The sequence below is a fragment of the Buchnera aphidicola (Melaphis rhois) genome, assembly GCF_005080745.1.
GTDB lineage: Bacteria > Pseudomonadota > Gammaproteobacteria > Enterobacterales > Enterobacteriaceae > Buchnera_B > Buchnera_B aphidicola_AT.
Map to the genome: position 1 here is coordinate 139384 of NZ_CP033004.1, position 13715 is coordinate 153098.

A 13715-nucleotide genomic window follows, 5' to 3' on the forward strand; every position below is an offset into this window, starting at 1 on the left:
ATTGTATATAGCAAAATGTTTTTGTTGATTTTCTATAATATGTATTAGTAATTCATGAGGAAGACTAAGAAATGTTTTATTAAAATTAGCTAATAAAACCACAGGCCATTCCACTAATGAAGTAATTTCTTCTAGCAGTATGTTTCTTATTTTTAAATACCCTCCTATTGTATTAACTATATTTTCAGATTCAACTTGAATTTTATTTTTTCGTATAGTGTAGTCGGCTATAATTTTACCAGACTTTAATAATATTGCTGGATATTCATGTGCGTGGGAGAGACGAATTATATTTTCTTGTATAAGAGTATGTCTAAAAAGTAATCTATTAGTTTTTATTCCTAATATTTTGTCTTTTATTAGTTTATTATCTAATAGCATGACTATATTTCGAATTGGGCGAGAAAATTGTATATTTTCTGTGTTCCATTTCATAGAATTAGATACAGAAATATGTGTAATGGAGAAAATAGACATTTCTATAAGTTTTTTTTCAATTGTTTGATTATTATCAACGGAACATTCGTAATATAACCATTCTTTGTTTTTTTCTTTTATTCGAGATACCTGATTAATTGTAATTCCTAGTTTTTTTATCCAACATTGAGTTGATTTAGTTGGATATCCTAAATGGTTAAAAGCATTAGTAATTGAAGGTCCTTTGTATTTTTTGATTTTAGTAATATTTGTATTTAATTTTTCTATTTTTATGGCTATCCGCCGTGGTGTAGCAAACCACAATATTGTTTTATATTTTATGTTGTTTTTAATTAATGAATGTACCATGTTACTTTGAAAAGTTTCAGCTATAGTACGTAGTGACTTTGGAGGTAATTCCTCGATTCCAACTTCTATTAAGAATGTTTTATTCATATCTAATCAGCCTCTATTATTTTTATATTTAAAAAAAATAAATTTTAACTTGTTTTAAAGTAATAATATTTTTCTGCGATCTGTTTTATAATAGATCGAATATATAAAATATATTGTTGACGTTCAGTAGTAGAAAAAGCTCGTTTGGCATCTAATAAATTAAAGTAATGTATTCCATATAATGCATGTTCATATGCTGGTAATAGTAGAGGTTTAGATAAATTTATTATTTTTTTTGCTTCTTTCATATGTATATTGAATAAATTAGAACAAACATCCATATTAGAATATTCAAAATTATAGATGGAATGTTCTAATTCATTTTTTAAAAATAAATTTCCGTACGTTATGTTCTTTTTATTATTACTCCAAATAAGGTTGTATATATTATCTTTATTTTGTATATGTAGCGCTATTCGTTCTAAACCATATGTTATTTCAGTAGAAATAGGATTGCAGCTTATTCCTCCCATTTGTTGGAAGTAAGTAAACTGTGTTATTTCCATTCCATTTATCCAAACTTCCCATCCTTGACCGCGTGCTCCTAATGTAGGGTTTTCCCAATTATCTTCTATAAATCGTATATCATTAGTTTTTAGGTTTATATTGAGTGCTTTTAATGATTGTAAGTATAAGTTTTGAATATTATTTGGCGTAGGTTTTATGATTACTTGAAATTGATAGTAGTGTTGTAATCTATTAGGATTTGTTCCATATCTTCCATCAGATGGTCGTCTTGAAGCTTGTACGTATGCGAAAGCAGTAGGTTCGGTACCAATAGCTCCAAAAAATGTTTTGTGATGAAAAGTACCAGCTCCTATAGGTATATCTAATGGTTGAATAATCGTACAACTTTGGTTGTACCAATATTTTTTTAAAATACAAATTATTTGATGAAATGTTTTTAAATTATCCATTTAGCTTCCCCAACCTGGTAACATAAAGTGTTTTTAACATTGTTTTAAATATGCTTTATTAAATAATATTGTTAATAGTGATAAATTCTAAAATATTTTGTGGTAACTCGAAACAACATTTTTATTTTGGATGCATTTATTATAAATAAATCAGTTTTAAAAAAAAGTAAAATTATAGTTTGTTAAATATGTAGTATTAATAAGAGCTAAATAATATGTTACTTTATATTTATTTTATTAAATATTATAATAATTTATTTTTTTTTGTTAAATAATATGAAAGAGAATTAATGATACTTTTAGAGTACATTAGTTATTTTTAATAATATATAGATTTTAAAATAGTATTTAATTACATTGAAACAATGTGTATAAAATATTGTAATATCGTTATTTTATTCATGTATTTAAAATGGCATTATATTAAAAAACTATTAATATAACTTTTAAAATGTAATATTTAAGATAAAATAAATTAGTGTAATATTTTATAGGAATGGAGATGAGATACATAGGAGCGCATGTTAGTGTGTTAGGAGGTCTAGATAAAGCTGTTATTAGAGCGCATAAGCTAGGAGCTACTGCTTTTGCTTTGTTTACTAATAATCCGTTAAGATGGACTACAGTTACATTTAATAACGAGAAAATTTCTAATTTTAAATTAGCATGTAAAACTTTTAATTATTCGTCACATCAAATTTTGCCTCACAGTGGTTATTTAATTAATTTAGGTCATCCCTTTCATGATTGTTTAAATAAATCTAGGTTAGCTTTTATTGATGAAATAGTAAGGTGTCGAAAATTAGGATTGCAACTTTTAAATTTTCATCCTGGAAGTCATTTAAATAAAATTAGTGAAAAAGATTGTTTAGAAATAATTTCTGATTCAATTAATTTAGCACTAGAAAAAACTGTTAAAGTAAAATTAGTTATAGAAAATACAGCTGGACAAGGAACGAATGTAGGTTATTCTTTTGAGCATTTAATTTCTATTATTGATAAAATAGAAGATAAAACTCGTATTGGAGTGTGTTTAGATACATGTCATCTATTTTCATCTGGTTATGATTTAAGAACAGAACAATCATGTGAGCAAACTTTTAATTGTTTTAATAGCATAGTAGGATTGAATTATTTATGCGGAATGCATTTTAATGATTCTAAATCAAAATTTAACAGTCGAACTGATCGACATCATAATTTAGGAAAAGGATATATTGGTAAGTTAGCATTTAGATGGATTATAAAAAATATTGATTGTACACGATTTCCTGTTATATTAGAAACAAAAAATAAAAATTTCTGGAAAAAAGAAATTCATTGGTTGCGTTCATTATAACTACATATAAATTTATATGATCGATATAAAATATACAAACATTTATACACATAAATATTTTATATATTTTAAAATGAATGTGTGCTATATGTATGTAATTTAATAAATTGGAAAATAAATGATAACTATTAATGCAATTAGACGTGACAAAGAAGGCAAAAGTTCTAGTCGTCGCTTGCGCTTAAACAACAAGTTTCCAGCGATTTTATATTGTAGTTTGACATCTAATATTTGTATAGAATTAGATCACAATATTATTTTTAATACTATGATTAACTTTAATGTTTATAAAGAAAAACTACTTTTAATAATAGATAAAATAGAATATAACGTTAAAATACAATCCATTCAACATCATGCGTTTAAGCCGAAAATATTGCATATGGATTTTGCTCAAATATTATAGTATACTTTTTTGTATATCGGCACGTAAAACATAGTTTTTTTAGTATTAATAGAATTACTATTACTTAGTAACTAAAAATTTTGACGTGCCGATAGAATAAGGTTTAAGTCACTAATTTATTAAATTAAATAATAGTATTATGTCTTAATGAAAAAAGATGTTTTATAAGTTTAAAATATGTTTTTGCTCATATCTTAAAAAAATTTTTTATAATAATTAGTAAATAATTATTGCTTTTAGATAGTAGTAATAGCATAATTATACACTGATTATGTCGATTATTATGTTTAGTAGCAATTATGTAATTAGATATTTTACATTAGAAAACTGTTTTTACAATATTATTATTTTTTTTTTAAAACTTTCCAAGTTATCCATAAACCTATCCAGATTACTGCAATAGTTATAAAAAGAAAAATTTTAAAATTAAGGCTGTTTTTTATTTGTTCAGTGTTAATAGCTATTCCAGTAATAATTCCTGGAAAAAAATATATAGGAGGCCATAATATACATCCGAATATAGTAGAGACAGAAAATTTTTTTAAAGATAAATTTAGCATGCCACAAACCATAGGTATTAAAGGTCTAGTAGGTCCGACAAACTTCCCTACTAGTATCGTAACAGCAGTATAGTTATTTAATGTAGTTGTTATTTGACTGAGAACAGTTTTATTGTTTTTTAATAAATAAAAGTTATTTAAATATTGTTTAAATTTCCAACCAATGTAGTATGAAATTAAATCTCCGCATATACAACCAATAAATCCTGCTATCCAAGCTGAATAGAAATTTAGTGTTCCATTTCCGATTAATGTACCTAAAGCAGCCATTAATATAATTCCTGGTAGAAATAATCCCACTAAAGCTAGAGATTCTAGAAATGCTACTATTGTTATTATAGGTAATGAATAAAAAATAGTTTGTGTCATTAAATATAAAAACCAATCTTCCATATTGTCTCGTTTTTTATTTATAAGATATTGAATGATAATAGAATTTTTTAGAGTATGAATAATGCTTAGAAATTTCTTAGAAAAGTATTTTAACAATATTCTTAATGCTAAATAATGATTATAATGTTTTTGTTAATTCATATATAAATATGTGCAGTTATTTTAAAAAGTACATTTTTCATACATAAACGAATATGTTTTAAGCATATATTTTAGGTACTTTAATAATTTACTATATGTATAGTATATAAAAATTTTTGTTTTCTCAAGTAATATTACATATAAATATTTCATGTTAGATGCATTTTGTGTTAAATCTATTAGTTGTAGTATTTTTTACAAAGTTTAAAATATTTCATTTTATCTGAATAGTTTGTTTGTTATTTTTTCAAAGTAGTAAATTGGTATAGTTAATGAGTATTATTATAGTTTTATATAAATGTTGATTAATAATATTTTATTTTTTTTGTCATGTATTACATTAATTAACATATATTATTAAATTTCTATTTTAAATAGTAAACGTTGTTTTATAAGATTATTAGTTTACATTTTTTATAAATATATCATTAATTCATTTTTTTTATTATAATGTATGATATTTTGATTTTCGTTTTGAGACAACATGATTAAATTAAAATATAATCAGCACATTATTAATAAAAATTTAGGTCAAAATTTTTTGATAGATAGTGACGTTATTCGTAATATTATAAATAGTATCAATCCTAAAAAAACAGACATTATGATAGAAATTGGATCGGGATTAGGTGCATTAACAACTCATATTCATAAATTTTTAAACAAACTATTTATAATAGAATACGATAAACATTTAGCTTCTAGATTATTTTTATCTTTTGGAAATGTTAATTCTATAAAGATCTTTGTACAAGATGTATTAAAATTTAATTTTTCGTGTATAGAAAAAAAAAATTATGATTCTATACGAATTTTTGGAAATTTGCCGTATAATATTTCGGTAATATTATTATTGTATCTTTTTAAATATGATAATATTTTTGACATGAATTTTATGTTTCAAAGAGAAGTAGCCAATCGATTAGTAGCTTTACCAGGAACAAAAAGTTATGGAAGATTAAGCATTATTTCTCAATATCATTGTAAAATTATGCGTTTATTTGATGTTTATCCGAGATCTTTTAGACCTATTCCCAAAGTGAGTTCAACTTTTTTAAGGTTAGTTCCTTACAAAAATCAGGAACATTATGTTAAGAATATACATAATTTGGAAAAAGTTACTGCATTAGCTTTTAATAAAAGAAGAAAAATGATAAAACACAGTTTATCTGAGTTATTTAGCGAAAATATTTTAATAAAACTTAAAGTTGATCCTAGATTGCGTGCTGAAAATTTATCAATAACTCAATATTGTATATTATCAAATTATATAAGCTAATTATTAATTTTGATTTAGTGTAATAATAAAAATTTTATTATGGATGTAATAATATTATATGAGTACGTATTTTGTCGGTGATATTCACGGTTGTTATGATGAGTTAATGAAGTTATTAGAGCAAGTTTCATTTGATAAAAAGTTAGACCATTTATGGTTAACAGGGGATTTAGTCAATAGAGGATTAAAATCTATTGAAGTAATGCGATTTGTTTCTTCTCTAGGTTCGAATGCTCATGTAGTTTTAGGAAATCATGATCTTAATTTGATTTTTATTTATGCTAGTATTAAACGTAAGAAATGTGAGAGTGATGTTATTTTAAATATATTGAAATCTAAATATATCGATTATTTAATCGATTGGTTGCGTCAACAACCTTTGTTACAAATTGATGAAAATAAAAAAGTTATTATGGTGCATGCAGGAATTCATCCTTTTTGGAGTATTAAAACTGCTAAAATGTATGCTAATAAATTAGAATCTATTCTATGTAATAGAAACTATGATATATTTTTTAAAACTATATTTAATAGTTCTATAACAAAGTATGTTGATGATTCATCTAGAAATCTAGATAGTTTGAGTTTCAGTTTAAACGTATTTACAAAAATGAGATATTGTTATTGTAATGGAACGTTAGATATGAAGCATAAAAATACACCATCCATAGATACATTTCCTATGTTACCATGGTTTTCAATGAAAAATAGTAGTTTACAAGATTATTTTATTTTTTTTGGTCATTGGGCTTCTCTAAAAAGAAATATTACTCCATTAAAGATTATTTCATTAGATACTGGATGTTGTTGGGGGGGAATGTTGAGTATGTTTCGATTTGAAGACAAAAAATGGTTTCATCAAAAATCTGAAAATGTATGTTAAGTAAAGATAATGTTTTACTTTTTTATTCGATGTAAAATTTGAAATTTAAAATTATAGTTATTATTTTTATTAATTTTATGTTTTTCTTCAAATACTTTATTCCATTTCATATGTTTATATTTTGGGAAATAAGAATCTCCTTGAACATTAATTTGTATTTTTGTTAAGTAAAGTGTACTAGCTAGAGGTAACATTTGAAAATATAATTGACTACCACCAATGACCATTATTTCGCGTTTGTTAATTGTTAATTGCATTGCTTTTTGAATAGAGTTTACGAAATTAACATTTTTGTAATTTTTTATATTTTTTCGAGTTAATATAATGTTTTGTCTCATTGGTAATTCAGATTTTATAGAATCCCAAGTTAGTCTTCCCATAATTATACTTTTGTTTATTGTATGTTTTTTAAACCAAATTAAATCGAGTGGTATATGCCAAGGTATAGAGTTATTCTTTCCGATTACAAAATTTTCTGATATGGCAGCAATAATACTAATGTTCATTTTAATTGATATAGTAAATATAATAGAGTTAAATTAGTTTTAAAATAGTTTAGTATATAAATACTATTTTTTGAAATTCGTTTTATGCCTATCTTGTAAGGATACAACATTTTTAATAGGACACTCACTAACAGCCATAATTGTAGCAATGGCACCATTTAATGTAGTATCATAATGTACTCGATATTGTAAAGCATTTTGACAGATTGTTTTAGAATCAAGAATAGATTGGTTACAATCGCTAGTATTTATTATATATGTGTATTCGCCATTTTTAATTCTATCTTGTATATGCGGTCTTCTCTCATGAACTTTATTAACTATTCTAACGTGTATACCGTTATTTTTCAATATTTTCGAAGTCCCTAATGTTGCATCTAATTTAAATCCTATTTTTGTGAGTTTTTTAGCTAAACTTACAATTCTTTTCTTATCACTATTTTTAACAGATAGTAAAACTCTTCCTGTTGTTTTCATATTAATGTGTGCTCCTAACATTGCTTTAGAAAATGCTTCAGAAAAGTTTTTTCCTATCCCCATTACTTCTCCAGTAGATTTCATTTCTGGACCAAGTACAGGAATAGATCCTTGAAATTTGTTAAAAGGAAGTACTACTTCCTTTACTGAGAAATAAGATGGAATAATTTCTTTTACATAACCTTGTTGTAATAAAGTAGTACCTATCATTACTTTTGCAGCTACTTTAGCTAATGCAATTCCAGTAGATTTTGAAACAAACGGAATAGTTCTTGCTGCTCTAGGATTGACTTCTAATACATATACTTCTTTGTGTTGTATTGCGAATTGTATGTTCATTAATCCTTTTACAGATAATGCAAATGCAAGTTTTCTAACTTGGCGTCTAATTGTATTTTGTATATTAACGTCTAATGTATATGCAGGCAAAGAACATGCTGAATCACCAGAATGTACCCCGGCTTGTTCGATATGTTCCATAATACCACCAATTAAAACGTTATTTCCATCACAAATAGCATCTACATCTACTTCAATAGCGTTATCTAAATAATGATCTAATAGAATAGGATTTGTATTTTTAGATATTACAATGTTGTTAAAGTACTCTTTTAGAGAATTTTCATCATAGATAATTTCCATTTCTCTACCTCCTAAGACATATGATGGACGAATCATAATTGGATATTTAACAATTTTAGCTTGTTTAATAGCATCTTCTAGATTTGTTACGGTAGCATTAGCAGGTTGCATTAATTTTAGATTAGATACAATTTTTTGGAATCTTTTTCGGTTTTCTGCTTTATCAATGGAATTTGAATTTGTTCCTATAATAGGTACTCCTTCTTTTTCAAGTTTTTGTGCTAATTTTAAAGGTGTTTGTCCTCCATATTGTATAATAACTCCACTTGGTTGTTCTATTCTTACGATTTCTAAAATTGTTTCTAAAGTTATTGGTTCAAAATATAATCTATCTGATATATCATAATCAGTTGATACAGTTTCTGGATTACAATTAATAATTATAGTTTCAAATCCATGTTCTCTTAAAGCCAATGATGCATGAACACAGCAATAATCGAATTCGATTCCTTGTCCTATTCGATTAGGTCCTCCACCTAAAATAATTATTTTTTTTCTATTATGAATTGGATTAGATTCGCATTCGTCTTCCCAAGTGGAATACATATAGGCTGTTTCACTTTCGAATTCAGCTGCGCAAGTATCAATTCTTTTGTATACTGGATGTAAGTTTAGATTATGTCGAATTGTTCTAATTTTTTTTTCAGATTTATTAGTTAATATAGCAATTCTCCAATCAGAAAACCCTTTTCTTTTTAGTAATCGAAAAAAGGAAAAATCTATATTTTCTATATTTATGTTTTTTATTTTGTTTTCTATTTCTATTAGCTCTTTAATTTGAGTTAAAAACCATTTATCAATTAACGTTAGATTAAATACATCTTTAACAGACATTCCTATTCGAAATGCATCTCCAATGTACCATAATCTATCAGATCCTGCCTCTCTAAGTTCGCGATGTATTTTTTTAATGCTGTCTGACGTTTTTGTTGAAATTTTTTGGTCAAATCCACTAGCTCCGATTTCAAGTCCCATTATAGCTTTTTGTATAGATTCTTGAAAAGTTCTACCAATAGCCATAACTTCACCGACGGATTTCATTTGTGTTGTTAGTCGATCGTTGCATCCTATAAATTTTTCAAAATTGAATCTAGGTATTTTAGTAACTACATAATCCATAGTAGGTTCAAAAGAGGCAGGTGCATGTAGTCCTATTAGGTCATTATTTAATTCGTCTAATGTGTATCCAACGGCTAATTTTGCTGCTATTTTAGCAATAGGAAAACCTGTGGCTTTAGATGCTAATGCAGATGATCTAGATACACGAGGGTTCATTTCAATAACAATCATATGTCCGTTGTTGGGATTTACAGCGAACTGTACGTTAGCTCCACCTGTTTCTATACCAATTTCTCTTAAAATTGATATAGATGCATTTCTCATTATTTGGTATTCTTTGTCTGTTAAGGTTTGAGCGGGAGACACAGTAATAGAATCCCCTGTATGTATCCCCATGGGATCTATATTTTCAATAGAGCAAATTATGATGCAATTATCTTTTTTATCTCTTACTACTTCCATTTCGTATTCTTTCCATCCGATTAGAGATTCATCGATTAATAATTGTTTAGATGGAGATAGTTCTAATCCTCTTTCACAAATTTCTTTAAATTCTTCATAGTTATATGCTATTCCACCTCCACTTCCACCCATAGTAAAAGAAGGACGAATTATTGCTGGAAAACCTATTATTTGTATGGATTGCAATGCTTCTCTTAAATTACAAACAATTTGTGATTTTGAAGTATTTAACCCTATTTTTTTGATAGATTTTTCGAATAATCTTCTATTTTCAGCTTTTTGAATAGATTCAATGGTAGCTCCTATGACTTCTATCTTATATTCGTCTAATACTCCATTTATACTTAAATCTAAGACACAGTTTAGAGCAGTTTGTCCTCCCATAGTAGGTAATATGGCATTCGGTTTTTCTTTATGTATAATTTTTTTAATAATTTTCCAGTGTATAGGTTCAATATATGTAGCATCAGCCATATCAGGATCGGTCATTATAGTAGCTGGATTTGAATTTACTAAAATAATTTTATATCCTACTTCTTTGAGTGATTTACATGCTTGGGCTCCAGAGTAATCGAATTCGCATGCTTGTCCAATAACGATTGGACCAGATCCGAGTATTAAAATGGATTTTATGTCGGTACGTTTTGGCATTTTTCTCCTTTATACCTAATATGGTTATTATGAGTTTTTATCAGAGTTATGAATTGTTTAAATAATGGTCTTGCATCATGTGGTCCTGGACTAGATTCGGGATGACCTTGAAAACTAAATGCATTTCTGTCTGTTCTATGCAATCCTTGTATACTTCCATCGAAAAGAGAAATGTGTGTTATTTTGATGTTTTTTGGAAGATTATTAGGATTAACTGTAAAATTATGATTTTGAGAAGTAATTATAACAGTATTAGATTTTATTTCTTTTACGGGATGATTACCTCCATGATGCCCAAATTTCATTTTTTGTATTTTTGCTCCGCTAGCTAAAGCTAATAATTGATGTCCTAAGCATATTCCAAAAATTGGAATATTAATAGATAAAAATGTTTTAATTGAGTTAATAGCATAATAACACGGTCTTGGATCTCCTGGCCCATTGGATAAAAAAATGCCGTGTGGTAATAACTTTAACGCTTCTTTAGCAGAAGTTTGTGCTGGAACAATTGTTAATCGACATCCCATATCGGTTAATATTCGTAGTATGTTATGTTTTATTCCAAAATCGTATACTACAATATGAAAAATAAGTGGTTTCTTAAAAGTAGGAAGATTTTTTCTTTTGTTGATCTGTATACTACCTTTATTCCAAGTATAATAAGATTTTGTACTTACTGTTTTTACTAAGTCTATATTTTTTAAGTGTTGTATATTTTGGAGTTTTTTTAATATTTCAGACATTTTAAATGATCGTTTTGAAATAATACAGCCATATTGAGATCCAGAGGTTCTTAATATTCTTGTTAATTTTCTCGTGTCAATGTCAGAAATCGCTATAATTTTATTTTTTATTAAATACTGTGATAAGCTCATTTCACTTCGATAGTTGCTATCAGTTATTGAAATGTCACGAACAATTAATCCTTTTGCGTGGATAATATTAGATTCATAATCGTTTTTATTAATTCCTACGTTTCCTATATGTGGATAAGTAAAAGTTATTATTTGATTTAAATAAGAAGGATCGGTTAGAATTTCTTGATATCCAGTCATTGAGGTATTAAATACTACTTCTCCTAGTGTTTCTCCTGTATCACCTATTGATTTTCCATAAAATATTGTTCCATTTCCTAAGATTAATATTGCTTCAGACAATGATTTTGTTATACTCAAAATGTTCTCCAACGAGAAAATATAGTTGTAATTTATTTATTATAAAAATTGATAATTTTTCTTTGTAAATATAATATTTGATGCATAATTATATAAATTAGAACTATATATTTAGTACGTCATACATATTAAATAATCCGATTTTTTTATGTAATGTCAACCATATTGCTGCTCGTATTGCTCCTTTAGAAAACGCTAATCTATTAGTTGCTTTGTGCATAATTTCAATACGCTCTCCAATACTCGCAAAAATAACTTTATGATTTCCTATTATATCACCAGCACGTATGGTAGAGAAACCAATTTCATCTTTTTTGCGTTTATTGTTTACACCTTTTCTCGTATATATCGCCTGTTTTTCAAAATCCCAGTTCATTACGTTGGATATTGTTTTTCCCATTTCTATAGCTGTTCCAGAAGGAGCGTCTATTTTTTCTCTGTGATGTGCTTCAATGATTTCAATGTCAGAGTTTTTTCCTACTACAGAGGTAGCTATTTTTAATAATTTTAGCATTAAATTAATACCTATACTATAGTTTGGTGAAAGAACAATTCCAATGGTGTTAGATAATAGTTTAATTTTTTTTATGTCTGTTTCAGACAAGCCTGTTGTCCCGATGACAATTTTTTTTTTATTTAAAGCACAAATATTTAAATTGTCTATTGTATTTTGTGGATTCGTAAAATCGATGAGAACATCAAAGTTATTTATTTCTTTTTGAAGTGAATCAGTTATTAGAGTACCTATATTTCCTATTCCTATTATTTCTCCTACATCTTTTTTAATAAAGATATTTCCTTTTTTTACTATAGCAGAGCTGAGAAATATATTTCGATAATTATTTCTACATATTTCTTTAATTAAATTTGTTCCCATTTTTCCGAGAGCACCTGAAATAGCAATTTTTAATGGTTTTGTATACATGATACTATCCTATTTTACTTAAAAAGTTATTTAAATTTTATATTTTTTAGTTCTTTAGGAAGATTAAATGTAATATTTTCTTTAATTCCAGAAATTTCTTGTATAGTTGTTTTTTTTATTTTACTTAATCTTTTTATTACTTGTTTAATGATAATATTTGGAGTAGAAGCCCCAGCTGATACTCCAATAGATTGAATATTATTACTTAAGTAATTTGTATCAATTTCATTTTTAGAGTTTATCAAAGCAGTGTATTTTCCTGTCTTTCTTCCTAATTTCATTAATTGATTAGAATTAGACGAATGCTTTGAACCTATTATAATTATAGCGTCAGATATTTTAGATATTTCTTTGACTGCTATTTGTCGATTTATGGTAGCATAACAAATATCTGGTTTTTTAGGACTAATGATATTAGGATATTTTTTGCGTAATGCTATAATAATAGGATGAATTTGTTCTAAAGATAGTGTAGTTTGAGTCATAAACATTAGTTTGTTTGGATTATTTACTTTTAATTTTGAAACATCTTTAACTGATTCTATGAGATAAATTTTACCTTGGTCATAATCGTATTGCCCTAATGTTCCTTCTACTTCTGGATGTTTTAGAGTGCCTATCAGTATTGCTTCGAATCCTAAATTACTAGCTTGTGATACTTCTTTATGTACTTTTTTAACTAATGGACAAGTTGCATCTATAATTCTTAGTTTTCTTTTTATTGCTTCATTTCTTAAACTTTTAGGTACTCCATGTGCTGAAAAGATTAGTATTGATCCTAATGGGATAGAACGAATTTTTTCGTTAAAAATTACACCTTTCGATTTTAAATAATTTGTTATGTAAGTATTATGTACTATTTCATGATTTACGTAAATAGGTTTTCCCCAAGCTTTGAGTGCAATGTTAACAATATTAATTGCACGTTTTACGCCTGCACAAAACCCCCTTGGATTTGCTAAAAAAATTTTCATATATGTTCTTAAGAGTTTATATGTTAAAATTTCATTTAATGACTTTTTAGACT

Annotated in this window: 12 protein-coding genes; 4 read left to right on the forward strand and 8 right to left on the reverse strand. The window is 26.3% G+C overall.

The annotated features are described in order from the left end of the window. Together D9V73_RS00635 and glyQ are read right to left on the reverse strand one after the other, a co-directional pair. The coding region (locus D9V73_RS00635; RefSeq protein ID WP_158336770.1) for a glycine--tRNA ligase subunit beta at window positions 1–873 on the reverse strand (873 nt) is incomplete at its 3' end. 44 nt (window positions 874–917) lie between these two features. Further along, window positions 918–1790, reverse strand: a complete 873-nt coding sequence (gene glyQ / locus D9V73_RS00640; protein ID WP_158336358.1) for a glycine--tRNA ligase subunit alpha — start codon at window positions 1788–1790, stop codon at window positions 918–920. Between the two features lie 502 nt (window positions 1791–2292). On the opposite strand from glyQ, the gene nfo reads away from it, so the two are divergent. Together nfo and rplY are read left to right on the forward strand one after the other, a co-directional pair. Next, window positions 2293–3129, forward strand: coding sequence for a deoxyribonuclease IV (gene nfo / locus D9V73_RS00645; protein ID WP_158336360.1), 837 nt, complete (start codon window positions 2293–2295; stop codon window positions 3127–3129). A gap of 118 nt (window positions 3130–3247) precedes the next feature. Continuing rightward, window positions 3248–3535: a 50S ribosomal protein L25 gene (rplY, locus tag D9V73_RS00650; protein WP_158336362.1), complete on the forward strand. Its 288-nt coding sequence runs from the start codon at window positions 3248–3250 to the stop codon at window positions 3533–3535. A gap of 344 nt (window positions 3536–3879) precedes the next feature. On the opposite strand, the gene D9V73_RS00655 is transcribed toward rplY, so the two are convergent. Then, on the reverse strand, window positions 3880–4488 hold the full coding sequence (locus tag D9V73_RS00655) for a DedA family protein (RefSeq protein WP_158336364.1): 609 nt from the start codon (window positions 4486–4488) through the stop codon (window positions 3880–3882). Between the two features lie 625 nt (window positions 4489–5113). Between D9V73_RS00655 and rsmA the strand changes: the two genes are divergently transcribed. Both rsmA and D9V73_RS00665 read left to right on the forward strand, forming a co-directional pair. After that, window positions 5114–5908, forward strand: a complete 795-nt coding sequence (gene rsmA / locus D9V73_RS00660; protein WP_158336365.1) for a 16S rRNA (adenine(1518)-N(6)/adenine(1519)-N(6))-dimethyltransferase RsmA — start codon at window positions 5114–5116, stop codon at window positions 5906–5908. A gap of 58 nt (window positions 5909–5966) precedes the next feature. Next, window positions 5967–6791: a symmetrical bis(5'-nucleosyl)-tetraphosphatase gene (locus D9V73_RS00665; protein ID WP_158336366.1), complete on the forward strand. Its 825-nt coding sequence runs from the start codon at window positions 5967–5969 to the stop codon at window positions 6789–6791. Between the two features lie 14 nt (window positions 6792–6805). Here D9V73_RS00665 and folA read toward each other — a convergent pair whose 3' ends face one another. From folA to ispH, 5 genes are all read right to left on the reverse strand, one after another. Continuing rightward, complete coding sequence (folA, locus tag D9V73_RS00670; RefSeq protein WP_158336367.1) at window positions 6806–7297, reverse strand: type 3 dihydrofolate reductase; 492 nt, start codon at window positions 7295–7297, stop codon at window positions 6806–6808. 63 nt (window positions 7298–7360) lie between these two features. Beyond that, window positions 7361–10588 carry a carbamoyl-phosphate synthase large subunit gene (gene carB, locus D9V73_RS00675; protein WP_158336368.1) on the reverse strand — a complete coding sequence of 1076 codons (3228 nt, stop codon included), beginning with the start codon at window positions 10586–10588 and terminating at the stop codon, window positions 7361–7363. After that, the gene (carA, locus tag D9V73_RS00680; protein WP_261979200.1) at window positions 10567–11757 is read right to left on the reverse strand and encodes a glutamine-hydrolyzing carbamoyl-phosphate synthase small subunit; all 1191 of its coding nucleotides are present in this window, start codon (window positions 11755–11757) and stop codon (window positions 10567–10569) included. Before carA ends, carB begins: the two co-directional genes overlap by 22 nt. Window positions 11758–11866: 109 nt before the next feature. Beyond that, complete coding sequence (dapB, locus tag D9V73_RS00685) at window positions 11867–12688, reverse strand: 4-hydroxy-tetrahydrodipicolinate reductase (RefSeq protein WP_158336370.1); 822 nt, start codon at window positions 12686–12688, stop codon at window positions 11867–11869. Between the two features lie 26 nt (window positions 12689–12714). Next, the gene (ispH, locus tag D9V73_RS00690; protein WP_158336371.1) at window positions 12715–13662 is read right to left on the reverse strand and encodes a 4-hydroxy-3-methylbut-2-enyl diphosphate reductase; all 948 of its coding nucleotides are present in this window, start codon (window positions 13660–13662) and stop codon (window positions 12715–12717) included. Window positions 13663–13715 lie beyond the last annotated feature (53 nt).